The sequence below is a fragment of the Thalassobacillus sp. B23F22_16 genome, assembly GCF_043496955.1.
Classification (GTDB): Bacteria; Bacillota; Bacilli; order Bacillales; family Halobacillaceae; genus Thalassobacillus; species Thalassobacillus devorans_A.
In genome coordinates this window covers 38,364-62,947 of record NZ_JBIEKD010000007.1, presented here as the reverse complement: position 1 = coordinate 62,947, position 24,584 = coordinate 38,364, and the positions used below count along the sequence as shown (strand labels likewise).

Annotated in this window: 22 protein-coding genes; 14 read left to right on the top strand and 8 right to left on the bottom strand. The window is 43.4% G+C overall.

The annotated features are described in order from the left end of the window. The first annotated feature begins 21 nt into the window (after positions 1-21). From ACGTNI_RS07665 to ACGTNI_RS07650, 4 genes are all read left to right on the top strand, one after another. Positions 22-1,377 carry a cytochrome ubiquinol oxidase subunit I gene (locus tag ACGTNI_RS07665; protein ID WP_394461273.1) on the top strand — a complete coding sequence of 452 codons (1,356 nt, stop codon included), beginning with the start codon at positions 22-24 and terminating at the stop codon, positions 1,375-1,377. Next, on the top strand, positions 1,377-2,390 hold the full coding sequence (locus ACGTNI_RS07660; RefSeq protein ID WP_394461271.1) for a cytochrome d ubiquinol oxidase subunit II: 1,014 nt from the start codon (positions 1,377-1,379) through the stop codon (positions 2,388-2,390). Before ACGTNI_RS07665 ends, ACGTNI_RS07660 begins: the two co-directional genes overlap by 1 nt. Positions 2,391-2,506: 116 nt before the next feature. After that, entirely contained in the window at positions 2,507-3,175 is a 669-nt protein-coding gene (locus tag ACGTNI_RS07655) for a potassium channel family protein (protein WP_062445611.1), read from the top strand. 182 nt (positions 3,176-3,357) lie between these two features. Further along, positions 3,358-5,079: a pyruvate oxidase gene (locus ACGTNI_RS07650; RefSeq protein ID WP_394461268.1), complete on the top strand. Its 1,722-nt coding sequence runs from the start codon at positions 3,358-3,360 to the stop codon at positions 5,077-5,079. Between the two features lie 236 nt (positions 5,080-5,315). Here the strand turns inward: ACGTNI_RS07650 and rnjA are convergent, their stop codons facing one another. Together rnjA and ACGTNI_RS07640 are read right to left on the bottom strand one after the other, a co-directional pair. Continuing rightward, positions 5,316-6,983, bottom strand: coding sequence for a ribonuclease J1 (gene rnjA, locus ACGTNI_RS07645; RefSeq protein ID WP_394461266.1), 1,668 nt, complete (start codon positions 6,981-6,983; stop codon positions 5,316-5,318). A 2-nt stretch (positions 6,984-6,985) separates the two neighbouring features. Further along, a complete protein-coding gene (locus tag ACGTNI_RS07640; RefSeq protein ID WP_085507937.1) occupies positions 6,986-7,198 on the bottom strand; it encodes a DNA-dependent RNA polymerase subunit epsilon in 213 nt (70 codons plus the stop codon). 471 nt (positions 7,199-7,669) lie between these two features. Between ACGTNI_RS07640 and ACGTNI_RS07635 the strand changes: the two genes are divergently transcribed. After that, entirely contained in the window at positions 7,670-8,449 is a 780-nt protein-coding gene (locus tag ACGTNI_RS07635; protein ID WP_394461264.1) for a Cof-type HAD-IIB family hydrolase, read from the top strand. A gap of 606 nt (positions 8,450-9,055) precedes the next feature. Here ACGTNI_RS07635 and def read toward each other — a convergent pair. Continuing rightward, on the bottom strand, positions 9,056-9,610 hold the full coding sequence (gene def / locus ACGTNI_RS07630) for a peptide deformylase (RefSeq protein ID WP_394461262.1): 555 nt from the start codon (positions 9,608-9,610) through the stop codon (positions 9,056-9,058). 206 nt (positions 9,611-9,816) lie between these two features. Between def and ACGTNI_RS07625 the strand changes: the two genes are divergently transcribed. From ACGTNI_RS07625 to lpdA, 5 genes are all read left to right on the top strand, one after another. Beyond that, positions 9,817-10,572, top strand: a complete 756-nt coding sequence (locus ACGTNI_RS07625; protein WP_394461260.1) for a YkyA family protein — start codon at positions 9,817-9,819, stop codon at positions 10,570-10,572. A 472-nt stretch (positions 10,573-11,044) separates the two neighbouring features. After that, a complete protein-coding gene (gene pdhA / locus ACGTNI_RS07620) occupies positions 11,045-12,088 on the top strand; it encodes a pyruvate dehydrogenase (acetyl-transferring) E1 component subunit alpha (RefSeq protein WP_394461432.1) in 1,044 nt (347 codons plus the stop codon). A gap of 3 nt (positions 12,089-12,091) precedes the next feature. Further along, a complete protein-coding gene (locus ACGTNI_RS07615) occupies positions 12,092-13,069 on the top strand; it encodes an alpha-ketoacid dehydrogenase subunit beta (protein ID WP_394461258.1) in 978 nt (325 codons plus the stop codon). Positions 13,070-13,098: 29 nt separating this feature from the next. Further along, entirely contained in the window at positions 13,099-14,412 is a 1,314-nt protein-coding gene (locus ACGTNI_RS07610) for a dihydrolipoamide acetyltransferase family protein (protein WP_394461257.1), read from the top strand. A gap of 3 nt (positions 14,413-14,415) precedes the next feature. Next, positions 14,416-15,822, top strand: coding sequence for a dihydrolipoyl dehydrogenase (lpdA, locus tag ACGTNI_RS07605; RefSeq protein ID WP_394461255.1), 1,407 nt, complete (start codon positions 14,416-14,418; stop codon positions 15,820-15,822). A gap of 263 nt (positions 15,823-16,085) precedes the next feature. Here the strand turns inward: lpdA and ACGTNI_RS07600 are convergent, their stop codons facing one another. The 3 genes from ACGTNI_RS07600 to ACGTNI_RS07590 form a co-directional block, all read right to left on the bottom strand. After that, positions 16,086-16,448, bottom strand: coding sequence for a thioredoxin domain-containing protein (locus ACGTNI_RS07600; protein ID WP_394461253.1), 363 nt, complete (start codon positions 16,446-16,448; stop codon positions 16,086-16,088). 384 nt (positions 16,449-16,832) lie between these two features. After that, entirely contained in the window at positions 16,833-18,362 is a 1,530-nt protein-coding gene (locus ACGTNI_RS07595) for a glycine betaine uptake BCCT transporter (protein WP_394461251.1), read from the bottom strand. Between the two features lie 42 nt (positions 18,363-18,404). Then, on the bottom strand, positions 18,405-19,490 hold the full coding sequence (locus ACGTNI_RS07590) for an FUSC family protein (RefSeq protein WP_394461249.1): 1,086 nt from the start codon (positions 19,488-19,490) through the stop codon (positions 18,405-18,407). 152 nt (positions 19,491-19,642) lie between these two features. Between ACGTNI_RS07590 and ACGTNI_RS07585 the strand changes: the two genes are divergently transcribed. Then, a complete protein-coding gene (locus ACGTNI_RS07585; RefSeq protein ID WP_394461247.1) occupies positions 19,643-20,491 on the top strand; it encodes a polysaccharide deacetylase family protein in 849 nt (282 codons plus the stop codon). A gap of 277 nt (positions 20,492-20,768) precedes the next feature. On the opposite strand, the gene ACGTNI_RS07580 is transcribed toward ACGTNI_RS07585, so the two are convergent. Beyond that, on the bottom strand, positions 20,769-21,200 hold the full coding sequence (locus ACGTNI_RS07580; protein ID WP_394461245.1) for a DUF1885 family protein: 432 nt from the start codon (positions 21,198-21,200) through the stop codon (positions 20,769-20,771). Between the two features lie 147 nt (positions 21,201-21,347). Here ACGTNI_RS07580 and ACGTNI_RS07575 point away from each other — a divergent pair, with 147 nt between their 5' ends. Further along, positions 21,348-21,650 (top strand): DUF3055 domain-containing protein, encoded by a 303-nt coding sequence (locus ACGTNI_RS07575; protein WP_394461430.1) that lies wholly within the window; start codon positions 21,348-21,350, stop codon positions 21,648-21,650. A 154-nt stretch (positions 21,651-21,804) separates the two neighbouring features. Beyond that, on the top strand, positions 21,805-21,915 hold the full coding sequence (locus ACGTNI_RS07570; protein WP_082412043.1) for a GapA-binding peptide SR1P: 111 nt from the start codon (positions 21,805-21,807) through the stop codon (positions 21,913-21,915). An 88-nt stretch (positions 21,916-22,003) separates the two neighbouring features. Here the strand turns inward: ACGTNI_RS07570 and ACGTNI_RS07565 are convergent, their stop codons facing one another. Then, positions 22,004-23,473: an aminotransferase class I/II-fold pyridoxal phosphate-dependent enzyme gene (locus tag ACGTNI_RS07565; protein ID WP_394461243.1), complete on the bottom strand. Its 1,470-nt coding sequence runs from the start codon at positions 23,471-23,473 to the stop codon at positions 22,004-22,006. A 143-nt stretch (positions 23,474-23,616) separates the two neighbouring features. Here ACGTNI_RS07565 and ACGTNI_RS07560 point away from each other — a divergent pair, with 143 nt between their 5' ends. Further along, positions 23,617-24,576 (top strand): NAD(P)H-dependent flavin oxidoreductase, encoded by a 960-nt coding sequence (locus ACGTNI_RS07560; RefSeq protein ID WP_394461241.1) that lies wholly within the window; start codon positions 23,617-23,619, stop codon positions 24,574-24,576. The last annotated feature ends 8 nt before the right edge of the window (positions 24,577-24,584 follow it).

Below are 24,584 nucleotides of genomic sequence, written 5' to 3'. Positions count from 1 at the left end.
TGTAATGGGGAGGGAAGGTATTTGTTTGAATTAGATAACGTCATGCTAAGCAGGTTATTGACATCGTTAACGCTTGGTTTTCATATTATTTTTGCAACGATCGGGGTCGGGGTTCCGCTATTGATTTCCATTGCGGAATTCATGGGGATCAAAAAGAAAGACCCGAATTATACCCTGCTGGCCAGAAGGTGGACAAGAGGGTTCATTATACTCGTAGCGGTTGGTGTGGTAACCGGTACGGCTATTGGGTTGCAATTGTCCTTGTTATGGCCGAGTTTCATGCAGGTTGCTGGTAACGTCATCAGCCTCCCATTGTTCCTGGAAACGTTCGCCTTCTTTTTTGAGGCAATTTTTCTTGGTGCCTACTTATATACCTGGGATCGATTTAAAAAGCCGATCTATCATTGGTTTTTATCCATTCCTGTCGTGATTGGAGCCGGAATGTCGGCGTTTTTCATTACGACCGTCAACTCCTTTATGAATACACCGCAAGGGTTTGATGTCAAGGATGGAGCGTTAGTGAATGTCCAGCCGCTTGTTGCCATGTTCAATCCGGCGACACCGACGAAGGTGTTCCATGTGCTGTCGACAGCTTATTTGACATCTGCTGCGATCCTTGCGGCTATCACTGCTTTTTATATCATTAGAAAAAGAAACACGGAATACCATAAAAAAGCTTTAAAACTGACGGTCGGCTCCATATTCATTTTTGCTTTGTTGACGGCTGTCGCGGGGGATTTATCTGCGAAATTCCTGGCGCATGAACAACCGGAAAAACTGGCCGTAGCAGAATGGCATTTTGAAACAGAAGAAGGGGCAGACTTAATATTATTCGGTCGGTTGAACGAGGATAACGAGGTCGAAAATGCCCTTCGCCTGCCAAAAGCATTGAGCTTTCTTGCCACCGGAGATTTCAATGGCGAAGTAGTCGGGCTTGATCAATTTCCTGAAGATGAAATAGCTCCGTTATGGGTGCATTACATGTTTGACTTAATGGTGCTGATTGGATTCTATTCCTTAGGGGTGAGCTTGCTCTATTTGATAGTGGCTAAGGTGAAAAAATGGAATGAAAACAACAAATGGCTGTTGTGGCTGATTGTATTCAACGGGCCGCTTGCCATGCTTGCCATTGAATTCGGCTGGATTTATGCCGAGGTAGGACGGCAGCCATGGATTTTGAGAGGGTACATGACCGTTGCAGAAGGTGCCACTACCTCTCCGAATGTCGGCTGGATGCTCTTATTGTTCATTCTTTTATATACCGTGTTAGGGATCGGTGTCGTCACCGTGCTGCGCAAATTGTTCAAAAACAACCCTGCTGAATCAGAACTGGAACGGCATTATCCAGAATTCACGGCTAAAGGGGAGGAGCGCTGATGACATACGAACTGATAGGAATCACTGTATTATGGATCTTTTTATACGGCTACCTTATTGTTGCTTCGATTGATTTCGGTGCCGGATTTTTTGCCTATTATGCCAAGGTGACAAAGCGGGATCATTTAATCAATCGGTTGATTTCCCGTTATTTGTCCCCGGTGTGGGAAGTGACCAATGTTTTTTTCGTATTTTTCTTCGTGGGACTTGTCGGTTTCTTCCCGGATGCGGCCTATTACTACGGGCAGACACTGCTCGTTCCTGGGAGTATAGCAATTGTACTGATTGCTATCCGTGGCTCATTCTATGCATTTGAAAACTACGGGTCGAAACAGAGTAACGTTTATTTGTTCCTTTATGGAGCTACTGGTCTGTTGATTCCTGCTTCCTTATCAACAGCACTGACGATCTCGGAAGGCGGGTTCATAAAAGAGACCGCGGAAGGCGTACACTTACTGACAGGTGAATTACTAACCAGTCCGTATTCCTGGAGCGTGGTATTTCTAGCAATAGTTTCTGTCTTATATATCAGTGCAGCATTCCTAAGCTTCTATGCCCACCGTGCTGATGACCAGGGAGCATTAAACTTAGTGAAAAAGTATGCCTTGTTTTGGAGTTCGCCTACGATTATTGCCAGTCTCACCACATTTATTGCGATGAGTCAGCATAATGAAGATCACTTTAACCGGATGATGGAACTATGGTGGGTGTTTGGACTGTCTGTCGGGTTTTTCATGCTTGCAATCTTCCTGATTTACCAGGGCAAATATTACGGCTGGGCGTTCATAGCCGTCATGTTCCAGTTTTTCACCGCATTTTTCGGTTATGGTGCATCTCACTTGCCTTACCTGCTTTATCCTTATATTACCCTTTCCGAGGGTGTCGTCAATGATGCGATGGGGCTTGCACTGGTGATTGCCTTTATTGCCGGGTTGTTCCTATTGATTCCATCGCTCATTTTATTAATGAGGATGTTCTTGTTTGATGCTGATTATGTCAAAGGGAAAAAATGATGGTGACAGCCTCCCATACGCGGAGGCTGTGTTTAATTCTTTTGGAGTGGTCGTCGCAAACCTTAAATTATGATAGAATACTTCTATCTGATGTAAGCGAAAATGGAGGATTAACGATGAAGAAAGAGTATGCAGTCATTGGCTTGGGGCGCTTCGGCGGAAGTATCTGCAAGGAATTGAGCAAAGAAGGTCTTGAAGTACTCGCCATTGATTTAGATGAAGATAAAGTAAATGAATACAAAGAAATTGCATCACACGCTGTTATTGCTGATTCTACCGATGAAACCGTGTTGAGAGAACTGGGAATCCGTAATATCGATCATGTGATCGTTGCCATTGGCGACAATATCCAGGCAAGTCTTCTGACTACCGTAATCCTGGAAGAACTTGGTATTAAAAAGATTACTGTCAAAGCTCAGAATGATTACCATGAAAAAATACTGAGCAAAATAGGTGCCGATCACGTCATTCACCCGGAACGTGACATGGGTAAACGAATTGCCCATAACATCATGTCTAACAATATTCTCGACTATATCGAGCTTTCTGACGACCACAGTGTCGTGGAAGTGAAAGCCGGAAATAAAATGAGCGGACGTTCACTTGTCGATCTTGATATTCGTGCGCAATATGGATGTAACGTTGTTGCTATTAAGCGTGATAAGGATGTTATCGTCTCTCCAATGGCAACCGAGATGATTCAGGAAGGCGATATCCTGATCGTTATCGGTGCTGATAAGGATATCTCACGCTTCGAGAAAAATCTGGTGGTCGAAGACGATTAAATTAGGAATGTTTTACAAAAATTAGTGATAAGCTGATCAAGGACTGGCGGAAAATGAACTCTGTCAGTCTTTTTTGTATGATAATTTTCTGCCAAGTGTTTTTATGGGGAAGGTTTCCTTTGTTGCGGGGAAGGATATACACATGGATATAAGATAACTAGATGTAGAGAGGGTGCTTAATGGTGTTAGAAAAACGAACTGGTACAGTAATGACAGAAATGTTGATCGATTGGGGAATTGATCATGTCTATGGCATGCCAGGTGATTCCATCAATGAATTGATTGACGATCTACGAAAACAGGAAGAGAAATTAAAATTTATTCAAGTGCGCCATGAAGAGGTAGGAGCGCTCGCTGCCGCCTCGTATGCTAAACTAACCGGAAAAATCGGGGTATGTATGTCCATCGCAGGACCAGGAGCCATCCATCTGATGAATGGGTTATATGATGCCAAAGCTGACAGGGCACCTGTCCTCGCCATTGTCGGGCAAGTGGACAGTGAAGAAATTGGCACGGATGCATTTCAGGAAGTCAACCTGGAGCGGATGTTTGATGATGTCGCCGTCTTTAACAAGCGGGCAGCGACGGAATCCCAGCTTCCTGACTTATTGAATCAGGCGATTCGTGAGGCTTATGTAAATAAAGGTGTTTCGGTATTGATTGTACCGGATGATTTTTTTGCCAAAAAGTTTAAAAATGAAAGCCGGCTGACATCTCAAGGATCCTATCGTCCGCAAATTTTCCCATCAGAAGGATCATTAAAAGAAGCACGATCGCTGCTTGACGAGGCGAAAAAGCCGGTCATCCTCGCGGGTAAAGGGGTGAAAGGAGCCAGTGAGGAACTGGTGGCGTTTGCTGAACATATCAAAGCGCCAATTATCCTTAGTCTGCTGGCTAAAGGGGTGATCCCGGACCAGCATCCGCTTTGTCTTGGACAGCATGGGCAGATAGGGACAAAACCTGCCTACAAGGCAATGATGGACGCAGACTTAATTATCCTGATTGGTACACAATTTCCGTACCGCGATTTCCTCCCCGATGGTGTAAAAGCCATCCAGATTGATTATAAGCCTGAACATCTTGGAAAAATGTATCCGATCGAAGTGGGACTTGCAGGCGATGCCAAGGAAACACTTGCCTATCTTACTTCTCATATGAGTGAAAAGCAAGACGATTCGTTTTTAACAGAGAGTCAGGAAAGAATGAAAGAATGGCATGTTAAGATTCAGGAGGAGAAAAAGCTGGAACAGGATCCAATGCATGCCCCGCAAGTGATGTATCAGCTCGAGCAGGTGATGGACAAGAATGCGGTTATTTCCTGTGATGTCGGTAATGTGACCGTTTGGGTGACCCGCTTTCTTCCATTGATGCAGCAGGATTTCATCATTTCAGGCTGGCTGGCGACGATGGGAAGCGGGCTTCCAGGAGCAATAGCGGCACAAATTGCCTATCCGAATCGCCAGGCAATCGCTGTATGCGGAGATGGCGGCTTCAATATGGTATCCCAGGATTTTGTGACAGCCGTAAAATACGAACTTCCGATCAAAGTGATTATCCTCAATAACAAATCCATTGGCATGATCAAATACGAGCAGCAGCAAATGGGACACCAGACGTATCAAACTGACTTAGGAGAAATGGATTTTGCTAAATTTGCTGAAGCATGCGGCGGAGAAGGTTATCGCGTGGAAAAATTTGAAGACTTAAGCAGCAGTATGAACCAGGCATTCGCTAGCGACAAACCCGCCATCATTGACGTCGTAATTGAAGAGCAGGCGCCATTACCAGGTCACATCGGTTATACCCAGGCAGTCAATTACAGCAAATTTTTGATTAAAGAATTCTTCGATACAGGCAACATTGAACTTCCTGATATGAAAAAAACAATCGACCGACTAACCTGATGGCAGGGTAAGCCCTATTTTTCAGTTAGGGGAGAAGTTTCCGTCGTTAGGGCAGAAGTTTGTTGAGTTAGGGAGGAACGTCTGGTCGTTAGGGCAGAAGTTATTGGTGATAGGGAAGAACATGGAGGCGTTAAGTAAGAAGTTCCTGTTATATGCTTCCATTTAAGCCATCATCCGAATCTGGCTCCTGAAATGTAAAAAATCCCGGACATTTTATACATGTCCGGGATTTTTTATTATACCTCCATAATGATCGGAAGGATCATCGGACGGCGTTTTGTTTTATCAAATAAGAATGGTGCAATGGTATCCGTAATTTCATTCTTGATTTCCGACCACTGGGTCGTACGGCGTTCCATCACTTTTTCAACATGCTGGGAAACAAGCTTTTGCGCTTCTTTGATGAGATCTTCAGATTCACGCATATAGACAAAACCGCGCGATATAATATCTGGACCGGATGCGATCTTGAATTCCTTCATGTTGATACTTACAACTACGATCACAAGCCCTTCTTCAGAAAGGATGCGACGGTCGCGTAACACGATATTCCCGATATCACCAATACCGCTTCCATCTACATATACAGAACCGGATGGGATTTTACCTGCAATCATTGCATTATCTTTACCGAGGGCCAAAACGTCCCCGTTATCCATAACGAAGCAGTCGCTCGGATCGATGTTTGTCTGTTGTGCCAGTTTCGTGTGCTCTTTTAACATACGGTATTCACCATGTATCGGCATGAAATACTTAGGCTGCATCAAACGAAGCATCAATTTCATTTCCTCCTGGCTTCCATGACCAGAAGTATGGATGTCATTTAATGGTCCGTGAATAACATCCGCACCGTTACGGTAAAGCATGTTGATTGTCTTAGATACACTCAACGTGTTCCCTGGGATTGGGGAAGAGGAGAACACGACAGTATCTCCTGGCATGATCTGAATCTGACGATGTGTACCATTGGCGATACGGGATAGAGCTGCCATTGGTTCCCCTTGGGAGCCGGTACACAGGATCATGACCTCATGTGCTGGAAGACGGTTGATCTGATGGGCATCGATAAAAGTATCCTTCGGCGCCTGAATATAGCCGAGTTCCTGGCCGATTCGAATGGACGATTCCATGCTGCGTCCAAATACGGCGACTTTACGGTTATGTTTCACCGCTGCTTCTACCGCCTGCTGTAAACGATAGATATTGGATGCAAAAGTGGCGAAAATGACTCGTCCATTGACGCGGCTGAAAATATCCTGGATGCTTTGTCCGACAACACTTTCAGACTTTGTAAAACCTGGGACTTCACTGTTCGTACTATCCGATAATAGAGCTAAGACGCCTTCTTTTCCGATTTCAGCCATTTTTGCTAGGTTTGCTGGCTCTCCAACCGGGGTGAAATCAAATTTGAAATCACCAGTATGCACAACATTCCCTGGTGGTGTTTTCACAACGACACCAAAAGAATCCGGAATACTGTGTGTAGTTTTAAAGAATGTCACCGATGTTTTGCGGAATTTGATAACATCCTCTTCCTGAATCGTGTTCAGTTTCGCATTCCGCAATAAACCGTGTTCGTCTAATTTGTTTTTAAGTAGTCCGATCGCTAACTTTCCTGCATAGATAGGCACATTGATTTCACGTAGAAGATAAGGAATGCCGCCTATGTGGTCTTCGTGTCCGTGGGTGATGAAAAGACCTTTAATTTTGTCCTGGTTTTGCACGAGATAGGTGTAATCCGGAATGACATAATCAATTCCAAGTAATTCATCTTCCGGGAATTTGATACCCGCATCAATCAAGATGATTTCGTCCTGGAACTGGACGCCATACGTATTTTTACCGATTTCACCTAAGCCGCCTAGTGCGAAAACAGCGGTTTGATCATTTTTTACGAATTTCATGATCAGCCGTTCTCCACTTCAAGGTTTTCAACCGTTTGTTTTTCATAATTCAGGTGTTCCTCATCTAACCCCTGAATAAATTCAATATTAATCCCACGATCAGACAGATGTTCACGAACTTTTCTTTCTGTCTCTGCTTCTACATACAGAGCTTTTGTACGTTCTCTAACAGGAACTTCGGCAGGAAGTTCCTGATATAACACTTTATATACCATTTTCTAATATCTCTCCTAACTGCTAATGTTTTCCATTTTTTCCTAGCAATAATAATAGCGCATAGTTTATCGGATGTTTTTTGCTACTCCTAATTCGTAGGAGAAAACTGTCTCAGGCTAACGTTTTACGCTTCCAAAAATCTTTCCAACGTTTTTTCAGCTTTCTTCTTAAGCGCTTCAGCATAGCACTCATCTCCTTTCAAGGTGATGAAGAAAACAACTAAAAACGTTCAACCGACCCAATCCCGTTACTCTTAGTATAATACGGTTTGAGAAATAATGAAACAAAGAACTATCATCTGAGAGGATTTATTATCCAACGATACCCTAAATTGGCGCTTGAAATTCCTGTAGTTATCCCATAGTTTTTCCCTTCTCATCTTGTTTCAGTCATGCTATGGTGTATTCATTGATTAAAAATAACTGAAAAGAAATAAACAGATAATAACGGAACAGCAGGAGGATGTAAAAATGAATAAGAAGATTGCTTTTTTTGATATTGATGGAACTTTGCTAAATCATAATAAAGAACTGCCGGAAGAGACGATTCTGACAATCAAACGCCTTCAGGAAGAAGGAGTCTACTGCGCCATTGCGACTGGCAGAGCTCCATTCATGTTCGAGGATATTAGAAAAACGCTTGGGATCGAATCGTTTGTAAGTTTTAATGGCCAGTATGTGGTATTTGAAGGGGAGGTCATTTATGAGAACCCTCTTTCAACAGAAAGGCTAACCACTCTCTTTGAACATGCACAAGAAACCGGCCACCCGATGGTATTTATGAATCATGAAGAAATGAAGGCGACAGAGTCTGGACATGAGCAAATTTCGGAAAGTATGGGGAGCTTACATTTTGATTACCCGGATATCGACGATGCTTTTTATGATGGCAGGAATATATATCAATCCTTGATTTTCTGTGAAGGGGATGAAATTGAAGAATATCGTGGAGAGCACGACGCTTTTGATTTTATCCGCTGGCATCCGAAAGCCTGTGATGTCTTGCCTGGCGGTGGTTCTAAAGCGGAAGGAATTAAAAAAATGATTGAGGCAAGCGGTCTGAGCATTGAAGACTCCTACGGATTTGGTGATGGACCGAACGATAAGGAAATGATGGAAGTGGTCGGAACAGCCGTAGCGATGGGGAACTCAATTCCAGAGCTTAAACCCCTTGCTGATTATGTAACCGATGATGTTGACGAAGGCGGACTAGTCAAAGCCATCCACGAAGTCGGCCTTCTAGAAAACTAACAGCCATATAGTAATCGGTTCCAGTATAGTAGTGCACGGTTTCTATGGCAAAGCTCCCTTTAATGTTTCGAGACTTTTAATTGCGATTATGGCGGCCGGAAAAACGGATCGCTTTCCGTGGGCATGTGGTGAGCTTCCTCAGGCTTCGCCTTGCGGGATCTCACCGCTCATGTTCATCCCACAGGAGTCTCACCGTTTTTCCGGCCGCCATACGTTTGTTAGTGTCTCGAAACTGCTATCAAAAATAGCCTGCTTTTGGAACAGAAAATACCGATCAACTTAGCATTGTAATAGGATTCTCTTCACTAAATAGGTCTGGACTTTCCAAGAACGATTTCGAGTCTCTTATATGGCAAAGGGCGGGGGGGAAGGGTGAGACTCCCGCGGGAGAAGGAGCAAGGCAAGATCCCGCAGGGCGCAGCCCGAGGAAGCTTGCCAGGTCCCCGCAGGAAAGCGAATCCTTCCCCAACGCCCCTTAATGCCCAACATTATCTCGAAATCAAGTCTTCGACTTTTCGGTTTTTTAATTGAATGGGACCATAGTAAAAAGCATAGAGCCACGAGGGCTCTATGCTTTTTACTATGTTATGAAATGAAAAGTTGTGTTTAATGATCAAGGGCTTTGGCGTTTTCTGGTTCTTTGAATGGATTATCCGGATCGATATGGTCGTAGAACATCACGCCATTCAAATGGTCGATTTCATGCTGGAAGACGATCGCCGCAAAATTACGCAAACGTAATTTGACTTCGTTACCTTCCAAATCAACAGCTTTGATTGTGACGCGTGCATACCGCGGAACATATCCAGGCACTTCCCGATCTACTGACAGGCACCCTTCACCGCTCGTCAAATAAGCTTTTTCAACGGAATGACTGACAATTTTCGGATTAAACAAGCCATAGCTATATAATTTATCATTGAAATCCGCAAAATGGACCGCAAGCATCCGCTTGGATACCCCAATTTGAGGAGCGGCCAATCCTACACCCGGTCTTAAGCTGTAACGGTCACAGATTTGTTCGTCCTGACTGTTTATTAAATATTGCAGCATCTCTTCCAGGGTTTCTTTCTCTTCCTCGCTCGGGGGCATTTCCACCTCTTCAGCCACTTCACGAAGTACCGGATGACCCTCCCGGACGATATCTTTCATTGTAATCATACCAATGTCCATCCTTTCTCTCTATCTCTGTCTTCAAATATCTTCATATAGTTTAACATAGATGACATCAGAAGGGGGATAAGAGAAATCCCCATTCTACTACAATATTGGATAAAATATCCTTCCAATTTAATTTTTTTTATTATAGTATGTAAATTATGATGAAAAGTATGGAAAAATCCATACTTCTTTAAGGGGGAAGTTTCGTGTTTTTAAGAAAGCTATTCATACCATTAACACTTATCCTAGTTATGTTAGCAGCCTGCAATAATGGGCCGGCTCCTGAGGAACAGATCTATGAACATCTTGAAGAAGCTGTTTCGCTGGAGGAAGAATTCCGGGAACAACAAGAGCCGATCGTTGAATTGGAACGTAAGGAACAGGAACTGTATAACAAAATCATTAACCTGAGTATGGATGAGTTCGACCAGATTCAGGAGTATTCCCAGGAAGCTGCATCTTTAGTGGAAGAGCGTCAGGAAAAGATTGACCGTGAAAAAGAAAGCATCGATGCAGCTAAAGAAGAATTTGATAAAATCGAACCGATTATTGATGATTTAGATGAAGAAGAACAGGAAGAAGCCAAGGAAGAAGCACAAAAATTGGTGGAAACGATGAATAATCGTTACGAGGCTTACCAGCAATTGTATCAAAGTTACCAGTCAGCGATTGAACTGGATAAAGAATTATACGAGCTGCTTCAGCAGGAGGACTTAGAAGAAGAAACATTGCAGAATCAAATCGACAAAATCAATGACAGTTATGATAAGGTCATTGAAGCGAATGAGGAATTCAATCAGTATACGGAACAATACAACGAGCAGAAGAAAACTTTCTATGAAGCGACAGATTTGAATGTGGAATACAGCGAACAAGAAAATGGAGCTTCCGAATCGGAATCAAATGAGCAGGAGAAAGAAGATAACCCCGATTCAGAGGAAGAAGATACAGACCAGGAATAAAAAGGCCGCCCTTGGCGGTCTTTTTTTGTTGAGCATCTAGGAGATTAATCATTCAAAATAACAGAAGATCTATTTTTTACGGAGCCGTAACTGATACAGGGGTGCCATTTTACTGAAACAGACTTCTAACGCTACATGCCGTCCAGCCTGTTTCATCCTTGATGCCCCAGCTGTTATTAAAAAACCTCCATCAAAAATGATACAAACTGTTTGACGTTTCCTAGTAAGATAAGCTAAACTACAAACAGAACATTTCATTGTACCAGTTATTTTTGTGTTCTTATTGTAACAGTTTCCATTGTGTAAGGCTTATGATTAATATAAATGGCTAAAGGGTAAAAGAATAAGAGCAAATCGGTACAGGTTTTTTCAGCTTTTGGGAAAGCTAAGGAAAGTATCCATTTTTTTAATAGGAAGGAAGAGGTGAATCAGTTTGAAACGCTCACTTGAAAACATTGAAAATCAGTTCGAAATGTTTCAAATTCTGAATGAAAAAGGCGAAATCGTAAACGAAGATGCAATGCCTGACCTTTCAGACGATGATTTGAAAGAGATCATGCGCCGCATGGTTTACACACGTATCTTAGACCAACGTTCCATTGCCTTGAACCGTCAAGGCCGCCTGGGATTCTATGCTCCGACAGCAGGACAGGAAGCTTCCCAGCTAGGCAGTCATTATGCACTAGAGAAAGAAGACTTTATTCTTCCAGGGTACCGTGATGTACCTCAATTGATCTGGCATGGTCTGCCGCTGTACCAGGCATTCCTATTCTCCCGTGGACACTTTCACGGTAACCAGATGCCAGAAGGTGTGAATGCAGTCAGCCCGCAAATCATTATCGGTGCACAGATCACACAAGCTGCTGGTGTCGGTATTGGTATGAAGAAACGCGGCAAAGACGCAATCGCAATTACTTACACAGGGGACGGCGGTGCCTCCCAGGGTGACTTCTACGAAGGTATTAACTTTGCTGGTGCATTCAACGCACAAGCAGTATTCGTAGTCCAAAACAACCGTTATGCAATTTCCGTTCCAGTAGAAAAGCAATCCGCTGCGAAAACAATCGCACAAAAAGCGGTCGCTGCTGGTATCGAAGGCATCCAGGTAGACGGCATGGACGTTTTGGCTGTCTATGCAGCAACCAAAGATGCGCGTGACCGTGCAATAAACGGTGAAGGTCCGACATTGATCGAAACAATGACATACCGTTATGGACCTCATACGATGGCTGGTGACGACCCGACACGTTACCGTACAGAAGAAACTGACAATGAATGGGAAGCAAAAGATCCTATCGTCCGTTTCCGTACGTTCCTTGAAAACAAAGGCCTATGGTCTGAAGAAGAAGAAAATGAAGTAATCGAACAAGCGAAAGAAGAAGTTAAAGCTGCCATCAAAAAAGCAGACGAGCAGCCAAAACAGAAAGTTACAGAACTGATGGATATCATGTACGAAGAACTTCCTGCCAGCCTTCAAGAGCAACGGGAAGAATACGAGGCAAAGGAGTCGAAATAAACCATGGCACAAATGACAATGATCCAAGCCATCACTGATGCGATGCGGACAGAATTAAAAAATGACGAAAATGTGCTAGTCTTCGGTGAAGACGTTGGCCAAAACGGCGGTGTTTTCCGTGCTACAGAAGGCTTACAAAAAGAGTTCGGTGAAGATCGCGTATTCGATACACCGTTAGCAGAATCAGGAATCGGCGGTATGTCAATCGGGCTTGCCCTTCAAGGATTCCGTCCGGTACCTGAAATCCAATTCTTTGGTTTCGTTTTTGAAACGATGGATGCGATCAGCGGGCAAATGGCTCGTTACCGCTACCGTTCCGGTGGTACCCGTACCATGCCAATCACAGTTCGTTCTCCTTTCGGGGGCGGCGTACACACACCAGAACTGCACGCGGACAGTCTGGAAGGATTGATGGCTCAACAGCCTGGTCTGAAAGTAGTCATTCCATCCAACCCGTACGATGCGAAAGGGTTGTTGATTCAATCCATCCGTGATAACGATCCGGTTATCTTCCTTGAGCATATGAAACTTTATCGTTCTTTCCGTGAAGAAGTACCTGAAGAAGAATATACACTTGAATTGGGTAAAGCCGAAGTGAAACGTGAAGGCAAGGATGTAACGCTAGTGGCTTACGGTGCGATGGTCCATACTGCATTGAAAGCTGCTGATGAACTGGAAGAAAACGGAGTTTCTGCAGAAGTCATCGACTTACGTACCGTTGCTCCGGTTGATTATGAAACAATTCTTGAATCAGTCAAGAAGACGAATCGTGCTGTCGTACTTCAGGAAGCACAAAAGCAGGCTGGTATCGCTGCTAGTGTGGTTTCTGAAATTCAGGAAAAAGCGATCCTGCATTTGGAAGCACCAGTACTGCGCGTAGCTGCTCCAGATACAGTTTATCCTTTCTCACAAGCAGAAACAGTGTGGCTTCCAAACCATAACGACGTTGTAGAGAAAGTCAATAAAGTAATGAACTTTTAATTGAAACCTAGAAAAGGGAGGCAATATTCGTGGCTTTCGAATTTAAACTACCGGACATCGGTGAAGGCATCCATGAAGGTGAAATTGTAAAATGGTTTGTCAAAGCCGGTGACGAAGTAAAAGAAGACGATGTCCTTTGCGAAGTGCAAAATGATAAAGCAGTCGTAGAAATCCCATCTCCTGTTGAAGGTACTGTCAAAGATGTATTAGTGGAAGAAGGTGCTACCACTACAGTTGGTACCACAATCATCACATTTGATGCTGAAGGATATGAGTCTGACGACAGCGAAGACGATAAACAGGAAGAAGCTCCTGAAGAAGAAGCTAAATCTGAAGAGCCGGCTGCTGAAGACAAAGGCGCAGCTAAAGAAGAAGCTCCTGCTGCAGACGATGAAGAAGTAGATGAAGATAAGCGTGTCATCGCCATGCCATCTGTCCGCAAACACGCTCGTGATAAAGATGTCGACATCCGTAAGGTTCAAGGCAGTGGTAAAAACGGCCGTGTAACAAAAGAAGATGTTGATGCATACTTGAGCGGCGATCAGCAGCCACAGGCAGAAGCTGGCGAAGCGAAAGAAGAAGCACAAGACCAGCAAGCTGCGGCTTCTACTGAAAAACAACAGCCTGTACTGGAAGGTCAATATCCAGAAACTCGTGAGAAGATGAGCGGTATCCGTAAAGCGATCGCTAAAGCGATGGTCAACTCCAAGCACACAGCACCGCATGTTACATTGATGGACGAAGTGGATGTAACTGAACTTGTCGCTCACCGTAAGAAGTTCAAAGCAGTTGCTGCTGAACAGGACATCAAACTGACTTACCTTCCTTATGTAGTCAAAGCACTTGTGTCTGCCTTGAGAAAATATCCGGCACTAAATACACAAGTTGATGACGAAACGGATGAAATTATTCAGAAACACTACTATAATATTGGTATCGCAGCAGATACTGACAAAGGATTGCTTGTACCAGTCGTAAAAGATGCTGACCGCAAATCCATTTTCACTATCTCAAGTGAAATCAATGAACTTGCTGTGAAAGCTCGTGACGGTAAACTGTCATCTGAAGAAATGAAGGGCGGTTCTACTACAATCACCAATATCGGTTCTGCCGGCGGCCAATGGTTCACTCCGGTCATCAACCATCCGGAAGTAGCGATTCTTGGAATCGGCCGCATCGGCGAAAAAGCCGTTGTGCGCGATGGTGAGATCGTAGTCGCTCCAGTTCTTGCTGTATCCTTGAGCTTTGACCACCGTATTATCGATGGTGCAACAGCTCAGCACGCAATGAACCACATCAAGCGTTTACTGAACGATCCACAACTTATTATGATGGAGGCGTAAAGTATGGTAGTAGGAGATTTTCCAATTGAATTAGACACGTTAGTAGTTGGTGCGGGTCCTGGCGGCTATGTAGCTGCCATCCGTGCCGCACAAACTGGTCAAAAGGTAACAATCGTAGACAAAGGAACACTTGGTGGTGTCTGCTTGAACGTAGGGTGTATCCCTTCTAAAGCACTGATCCAGGCTGGCCACCGTTACGCACATGCAAAAGGTGCCGACGAGATGGGCATCCAGTCCGAAAACACGACAGTCGATTTTTCCAAAGTCCAAGAATGGAAAGGAAAAGTCGTTGATAAACTTACTGGTGGGGTTGAAGGACTATTAAAAGGAAATAGCGTGGATATCGTCAAAGGTGAAGTTTACTTTGTCGATAAAAACACGGTACGCGTCATGGATGACAAAAATTCTCAAACGTACACGTTCAAGAATTGCATCATTGCTACAGGTTCTACTCCAATTGAACTGCCTAACTTCAAATATTCCGACCGTGTACTGGATTCTACAGGTGCCTTGAACCTGAAAGAAATTCCTAAGAAGATGGTTGTCATCGGCGGCGGATATATCGGAACAGAGCTTGGTACTGCCTATGCTGATTTCGATACAGAAGTTACTATCCTTGAAGGAACAAAAGACATTCTTGGCGGCTTCGAGAAGCAAATGACACAACTTGTCAAGAAGCGTTTGAAGAAAAAAGGCGTGGAAGTTGTAACGAATGCGATGGCTCAAGGCGTTGAAGAAACAAAAGATGGCGTAAAAGTCACGTATGAAGTGAAAGGCGAAGAGAAAACGATCGAAGCAGACTACCTGCTTGTTACAGTTGGACGTAAGCCTAACACAGATGAAATCGGCCTGGAGCAAGTTGGTATTGAAATGTCAGACAAGGGACTTATCAAGATCGACAAACAATGCCGTACAAGCGTAGATAACATCTTTGCGATCGGTGACATTGTCGAAGGTCCTCCACTTGCACACAAAGCGTCTTATGAAGGTAAAATTGCTGCAGAAGTTATTGCAGGTGAAAAATCAGAAATCGACTACCTTGGCATCCCAATGGTTGTCTTCTCTGATCCGGAACTTGCATCTGTCGGCTATACCGAAAAAGACGCAAAAGAAGCTGGTTACGAAGTCAAAGCTTCCAAGTTCCCATTTGCGGCAAACGGCCGTGCGCTGTCCTTGAACGAAACAGACGGTTTCGTAAAACTGGTTACCCGTCAAGATGATGGCCTGGTTATCGGTGCACAAGTTGCCGGAGCCAATGCCAGTGATGTCATTGCTGAACTAGGACTGGCAATCGAAACTGGTATGACTGCGGAAGACCTTGCACTAACTATCCATGCTCACCCATCCTTAGGCGAAATCAGCATGGAAGCAGCTGAAGTAGCGCTTGGAACTCCAATTCACATCAAATAATAATGCATTCAAAAAAATCCTGAACCTTATTGGTTCAGGATTTTTAATAGTTTAAGATAATTTAACCTTGATCAAGGAATAGAGTATAAGAAACACTTAGGCTTTCGCAATAAAGTACTTGGCGATAAGCAAAGTTTTGCTAATATGTACAAAACTGCAGGAGAAGGGCAGCAGTATTTCTAAAAGAGAAGCGCAAAATTCGAGAAGGGGGTGGAGCATGTCGGCTGCATACACGAAGACAGCTCCATTTATTATAATTGAATTTATTTTATGATTTCCATTAGCTGCTCGACGATTTCCTCACTTTGCCGTTCACCGGTAATGGTAGCTACTGTTTTTTCGTCTTTTCGGATTAGAAAGGCGGGCAGCTTGTTAATGTGTTCCTCCACCTGATATAACGATGCAGTACTTTTGAAAAATTCAATTGGCTGCTGGTTGTGCTGGTTTTTAAAAGAGAGAAAGGCATCCATATATGCTTTGTCAATGTCTTTATCCTCTTCCTCGGTCAATAACTGAACTTCATATCCATTCGAATTGGCGCTGATGACTTCTATTTTTTTCTGTTCAGGGAAGCACCCTGAAATCATGATGAAAATCAAACCGACTGGCAGAAGTAGTTTAGTCAATGCAATACCACTCTCTTTCTATCATAGAAACTGGTTACATTTTATCAGAGAAGATACGAAAAAAAGCGAATGTTATCGAAATGTCATGGAAGTGAAAACCCATCGAAGTGTTGTTTAATCGCAATGTTAAATTGTAATAATGGCACAACGACAAGCACTATTCGTTGATTTGCTATTTACTCTAAGTGACTTATTCTATTAAAGGGCCGAAAGCGAGTGATTTCCCGGACCTCCAAACTGTTACTACCGTAACGGAAACAACATATCTTGAAACTGAGTCTTCAGTAAAAGGGAGCTTTAATTTAACAGTAAAAGGAAAATGAAAAGGCGAGTATAAAACCGATGAGGTTCCATACTCGCCTTTCCTAAACTGTAACAGGTTAATTACTTTTTAGCTTTTAATCCTATTTTTCTATCCTCTTCAGCAAACGTCCGTATTAACGAGATGCATAACATAATCATAATAATCGTAAACGGGAAGGCGGATATGATGGCTGCCGTCTGAAGAGATTCTAAGCCACCCATCCATAGCAGCACAGCCGCTGCACCAGACTGGATTAGCCCCCACGTAAACTTAACCGGGTTACGTGGATTCAAGCTTCCGCCTGTCGTCTGCATTCCAAGTACGAAGGTAGCAGAGTCAGCTGATGTGATAAAGAACGTACTGATCAACGTCAGTCCGATGATTGACATTACCATGCCAAGTGGTACATTCTCTAACATTGCAAATAGGGCAACTTCTGTCCCTAGTTCATCCACCGCGGACTGGATATCCATACCCTGGAAGAATTCAAGGTGAATCGTTGTACCGCCGAATACAGAGAACCAAAGAGCACCGAATATAGTCGGTACCAGCAGGACACCAAGAATGAATTCACGGACGGTACGGCCGCGGGAAACACGAGCGATAAACGTTCCTACGAATGGTCCCCATGAAATCCACCAGGCCCAGTAGAAGATGGTCCAGCCCTGAATCCAGGAGTTACTTTCTTCCGAGAACGGAGTCATACGCAAACTCATTTGCGGCAGGTTTGAAATATAAGACCCGAATGTGGTTGTAAAGTAATCCATGATAAAGTTTGTAGGACCTGCAAATAGCAGGAAGAACATCAACAATAGAGCCAATACAATATTCGTATTACTCAAGTATTTGATACCTTTATTCAATCCTGTCATGGCAGAAAGCATGAACAGTACGGTAACAACACCTATAATAGATAACTGCAGCGTGAAATTATCACTTAATCCTGGAATCAAATAAGCGAGACCACTCGAGATCTGCAAGGCTCCAAATCCAAGAGATGTAGCTACCCCGAAAATCGTTGCGAATACGGCAATGGAATCTATTATAGTGCCGATTGGTCCTTTAATTCGTTCTTCACCAAGCAATGGCACCAATGCTGCACTAAAGACACCTGGAGCGTTTTTACGGAATTTGAAATAAGCAAGAGCCAATGCGATTACAGCATAGATAGCCCAAGGATGAAGTCCCCAGTGGAAAAAGCTGTAGCGCATCGCTTCCCGGGCAGATTCCTGTGTTGCCGGATCAGCAGTAGGCGGTGCATGGAAATGGGATAGCGGCTCAGCAGCACCCCAGAAGACAAGTCCAATACCCATACCAGCACTGAATAACATGGCAAACCAGGTAATGTAAGGATACTCCGGTTCGTCATCCGGCTTTCCCAATTTAATTTTTCCATATCGGGAAAAGATTAAATAGATAGCAAATGCCAGGAAGCCTGTTGCAGAAAGTAAATAAAACCATCCAAACTTCTCAGTTAGAAAACCTTGTATGTTGGTTGTAACATTGCTAAGGTTCCAGGTTGGTAATGTTGAATCCGGTATGATTCCCCATATGATGAAGATTAAGGCGATAACAACCGAAATATAAAAAACCTTTGTAACCTGTTTCAATTTCATCATCCTTTCGTAAGAAATTACTACTGTTTAAGGTTATCAGCTCATCCCTTGCTGTTTTTTTACATATTGATAATAAATAGCTGCGTGTTTGGAAGTGGAGAGTTCCTTCAACTCTTCCATCACGTCATGCAAACAAAGCAATTCATAAAGCAATACCGTCTGCGGCGGTAAATGGTGACGGTATCTTGATTCGTGTTCGATATGTTCTTGTTTCCAGTCCCAAAACACATGATCCAGTTCTTCGATTTGCATGAAATGCTCTTCTGGAATTTCATGCTTAGGTGCTCTTAATATTGCCACAAATGAAGGAATCATTCTTCCGAGCAGATGTTTTTCACGGTGATTGAAATCACCTGCATCTGTGTGGATATACTGCAAATTTCCCAAGTGATAGATGATCTGCTGCAATAAGTCCAGCTTTTTTTGAGCAAATTGAAAGGCACGCATATCGAAATTGGTGTGCTTATGATAGGACCATTCTTCCCTTTGATATTGAGAAAGCTGGTGAGTCTGTTCAATATGTTTTGTAAGCTCTTGATACCTTCTATTAATAAGGCCCTTCTTTGCATGACGCTCTCCAATCACTTCTTTTAATATCAATTCCAGCAAGTCAGCTGCTTGTCCATACAGCCGGTCGATACTGCGGTGAATACTCGTAAAATAATTCGGCGGCAGCAAAAAAAAGTTGACTAGGGAAGAAACTACTATACCAATAGATGTAGTACCCAATCTTATGAAGAACGAAACAATGTAATTTTCCTGGAAATCAGGGATCATAGCAGTTGCCGTAATCGTCGCTACGAGTATCCCGTCCTGAAGCTTGAGCTTATGGCATATCGCGATGGTAAGCATAGCTACCAATGCATAGGTGAGTGCTCCTTTTCCAAACACTCCATATAAGGTGGTAGCAATTAGTGCTCCTATTGCCGAGGCGGGAAACCTTATGGCTGCCTTCCGGATAGAATCTGCTGCCGTGTGTTCGATTGTGACAATCGCTGTTATGACAGCAAAAATAACCGGCCAACCAAAATAACCGCAGATCAGTGCGGTTATAAAGACCGAGATGCCGGTTTTTAGTGTCCTGCTTCCAAAAAGTTTGAATTGCCGTAGACGTTCCATCATATAGATTCACCCTACATTTCCTTAGGCTCCAGCCACGATTTCTTATTATAGTATAAATTAATAAGAAACCATAGTAAAAACTATAAAAAATCAGGTATAATGAAATTGTTGGAAATACATAGAAAAAAATAACATCTGGGGGCCATTATGAAATGAGAAAAGGTTTGTTGCTGCTGTTGTTGGTGATGGTGTTAGGAGCATGCAGTATGGAAGAAGATGTAAAAGCAGAACAAGATTCTGTTAATGCAGAAGAAAAAGACAATCCAGTCGAGCAGCCGGAGGAGAATTCCGAAGAGGATAAAAAGACTGCTGAAGCAGGAGAAAAGGAAGATGAACCACAGGAAGAAGAGGCCTATCAGCAAGTGAGTGAGCCATTATATGAGTTATCTGGAAACTGGGCTGTGAAGCCGATTGATGACCAGGCAAACGAAAAGGTAGCGCTCGTCACGATTGATGATGCGCCTGATAAATTTAGTGTCGACATGGCGAAAACGTTGAAAGAGCTAGAGGCGCCTGCCATATTCTTTGTAAACGGCCATTTCCTTGACACACCGGAAGAAGAGGAGAAGCTGAAACAAATCCACGAATTAGGCTTTCCAATCGGAAACCATACCTTCAACCATGCTTCTTTGCCTAGTTTGACAGAAGAGGAACAATATGAAGAAATTGTCGGGTTAAATGACCGGATCGAAGAAATCATAGGTGAGCGGCCGGTGTTTTTCCGCGCACCGTTTGGACAGAATACCGATTACTCCAAACAGTTAGTGGAGGAAGAAGGTATGCTATTGATGAATTGGACATATGGCTATGATTGGGAACAGGATTACCAGACAGCATCGGCGATTGCCGACATTATGGTTGAATCTCCTTTATTAGCGGACGGCGCCAATCTGCTAATGCATGATCGGGAATGGACTGCAGAAGGTCTTGAAGATATTGTCATAGGGCTAGAAGAAAAAGGCTTTGAAATACTGGACCCGCTTTTGATCAAGCGCCCATAATATAAAACACCACCCTTGGCGGGGTGGTGTTTTGTCTCATTAAAGAGGATAGAGGCTCTCTTTTTTTAGTTTTTGTCTCGTTTAATTTTAAATTTGTCTCTCATAATCGAAAAATTTTCACTCATCCAATGTCTCCGTTCTCACTTAAAACGTGGTTGTCTCGATTATTGATCCAATGTCTCTTATACAATATAAAAGTTCAACCAGGCCGCTGCTTGACTGGGTTGTCCCCATTTTCTGAGAAAAAGAAATACATTCCCGTGCATTATTATTCTAATTACGATAGTTTTCGTTTATAATAATACATAATACGATCGTTGAATAAATGTAACTTTCCTTCTAATTTCTTCGCAAAGAATTTTGCCAGCTCATTCCCTTTGTTTTTATCTCCATGTGTAGCGGCTTCAGGCAGGGTTATTTGAATGAAAAATTGTTCCTGTTCGTCTGTCGATCCTTTTGTATTTCCTACTCCAACCAGTAAATGTTGATAATTTGGATCCGTGCCCCTTAAATGCAGGTAGTTGCCATTATCGTCGTTTTTCTCTGTCACTAAGTAAGGAAAAGCGTGGCTGTTGTAACTCCAATCTAGCTGTTCTCCGGTTTTTGAAGTGATTTCCTGATAATAGTTGAGTAAATCATGTACCTCTTTCAAAGAAATCGTTTGTTGGACACTTTCTTCTACTAAATGAATGAATGCACTTTTACCCATTTTTCCAACTCCTGTCATAGGTTTCTAATCTTATGTTAGCACTTCCCATAAAGGTAGCTCAATAACATTTGTCACGTTTCCGGAATAAAAGCTGGCATTTATTTCTACCAAAAAGCCAATCAGGCTTAAAATATTAAGGAGGTAAACATTATGTATATGGAAAAATTGTATGATGAAATGGAGCAGTCTAATGTCAGGTTTGTTGGATTCACTACGAAAGAAGGAAGGTATGACTTTGGTATTGTGTACACCAGTCAATTTTTCGGAAAGCCCCTCGTTGTATGTATGCAAACAGGCCAATCTTCGCTGCTTGACAGTTCGGATGTAAAGGATCTGGATTTCCTGCAGAAAAAATTCCGACTTCCGGATAAAATGGTTGCGATGGATCTCGCTGATTTTCTAAACGAGGTTGTTCCTCCGGCAGAGTTGATGGAAGCCTCTTACGAATAATTTCTTTCAGCTCGTTTACAGGTTATCTTAATTGGGAAAGAAAAAAATAAATGTGACATACTTTTTGGGCTTGATTTTTTAAATGTGTCATATTAAAATAAGACCATAACCTGAAAACGATTACAAATTACTTGTAAAGGAGCTGGATATTCAGATGGGTACAATTGTATGTCAAGATTGCCAGAAGATCATTGAGCATTATGAAGATGAGAAGGTTTCCACTCTTTATAGTACTTGTCCGTCGTGCAACCCAAAAAAGAAATAGTCATTATATGCACATACGAAAACCCCACCGGCCATCCCGGTGGGGTTTATTTTTTAAAAATGCTACATAATGAAAAAAGTATGTCTCATTATTTGAAAGCGCGATGTTCTTTTATGACACGGATGGTTGCCAGAGTTTCATCCTCAGGCCCTTGGACAGGAAGGCCAGCGTCGAGATTATCTCGTATATAGGCTACATTATCTTCAGTAATAATTTCGCCCGGAATGAAAATAGGTATTCCAGGGGGGTAAATCATCAACGACTCGGCACTGATTCTTCCAATTCCTTCATCTAAAGGTACAACCTCTGTTTCTGAATAAAAAGCTTCCCTTGGTGACAAGGCGAGCAGTGGAATTTCCGGAACCTTTACCTTGACGGGTTGTCTTGCCGCACGATCCGTTTGTAAGGCAGCAAGTTCTTTCAACGCTTGGACAAGACTTTCCGTTTCCTCGCTGGTATCTCCCGGTGTTACCAGACAGAGGATATTATATAAGTCGGATAACTCTACTTCAATCCGGTAGTGCTCCCTCAGCCAAACCTCCACATCATAGCCTGTCATGGCTAGTTCTTTTACTGAAACGATCAGCTTGGTTGGGTCGTAATCATAAGTGGCATCACTGCCTAGTATTTCTTTGCCGACACAATATAGGCCTGGTATTTCATTGATTGCCAAACGTGTTTCTTGTGCTAAGATGATCGTGCGCTCGAGCATTTCTTTTCCCTTGATGGCCAGCTGCCTTCGTGCCGTATCCAGCGATGCCAGCAGCACATAAGAAGTGGAAGTGGTGGTAAGCATCGATAAAACGGCCTGCACTCGTTCATGAGACACAAGTCCCTCTCTCAAGTTCAATACAGAGCTTTGCGTCATGGAGCCGCCCAGTTTATGGACACTGGTTGCAGCAAGGTCTGCTCCTGCCTGCATGGCTGAAAGAGGAAGGTGCTCATGGAAATGGATATGGACGCCGTGGGCTTCATCGACCAGTACAGGCACATGAAAATCATGAGCTACTTCGACGATTTTCTTTAAGTCAGCCGCTATCCCGAAGTAGGTCGGATTAATAACGAGTACTCCTTTGGCATCCGGATGAGCTTGAAGCGCCCGGTTTACTGCTTCGGGCGTAATCCCATGGGAAATGCCGAGCTGACCATCAAGCTCCGGATGAATGAAAATCGGTGTCGCCCCTGAAAAAATAATCGCAGAAGTTACGGACTTATGGACATTCCGGGGGACGATGATTTTGTCGCCTGGCTGGCAGACACTCATGACCATCGTCATGATGGCTCCACTGGTGCCCTGGACGGAAAAAAAAGTATAGTCGGCACCAAAGGCTTCTGCCGCCAAATCTTGTGCTTCTTTAATAATGCCCTGTGGGTGATGGAGGTCATCCAGCGGTTCAATATTGATCATATCGATGGATAAAGTATTTTCTCCGATAAATTCACGAAATTCTTTATCCATCCCTTTTCCTTTTTTATGACCTGGTATATGAAATTGAATCGGGTCCTTCTCTGCATGAGCAATGAGGCCCGAGAATAATGGAGTTCTGTCTTGAGACAATCGATACACCTCTTCATGTAATCATATAAAACAAATGAATTATAGCAGATGGCAGGCATTGTGGCTAGCTTTTTTTAATCGTGGTTATTAGTTGATGCCTTGTGAGTCAATCATGATAGAATGAAAAAAAGGAGGATGGGAACATGAATTGGGAAACGAAAGTAACGGAGCTATTAGGTATTACATATCCGATTATCCAGGGTGGTCTGGCTCACCTCGCTTATTCCGAACTTGCCGCAGCCGTTTCTGAATCGGGAGGGCTCGGCCAGATTACGGCTATGAGTATGGATGGACCTGAGCAATTGAAAGAAGAAATCAGACGTGTCAGAGCCATGACCGATAAACCGTTTGGCGTCAACTTTGCTATCGGTCAGCATGGCCGGCCGTTCGAACATATGGTGGAAGTTGCTGTGAACGAAAATGTCCCTGTCATTTCTGTTACAGGTGGGAACCCTAAACCCGTCTTAGAAATGGTAGAAGGGACTGCTATTAAAAAGTTGGTACTTGTCGCAGCCAGAAGGCAGGCAGAAAAAGCGGAACAACTCGGTGCCGATGCCGTCATGGTTGTTGGTCAGGAAGGAGGGGGACACATCGGCCGCGATGATATTGGCACATTTGTTCTCACTCCTCAGGTAGTAGACTCCGTGTCCATTCCTGTCATCGCGTCCGGCGGTATCGGAGACGGAAGAGGATTGATGGCTGCGCTTAGTCTTGGGGCGGAAGGCATCGAAATGGGCACCCGATTCATCGCCACGAAAGAATGTGTCCACGCTCATGAAAGTTATAAAAAGGCCTTAGTAGATGCGGACGAAATGAGTACCACGGTGATCAAACGTTCCTTGAAAGCACCGGCACGTGCGCTGAAAAATACATGGACAGATGAAATTCTTGCTCTGGAAGCGACGAACCAGGGCTATGAAGGTTTGAAGAACTATATCAGCGGGGAAGCCAATAAACGATATATCTATCAGGGAGAAGTTGAAGAAGGTTTTGCCTGGGCAGGACAGGTTGCCGGAAGAATAAAGGATGTCCCTACAGTAAAAGCTTTAATAGATAACATGATCAATGAAGCGGAAAATATCCGTAAGAAGTGGAGCACATAGAAGAAAGG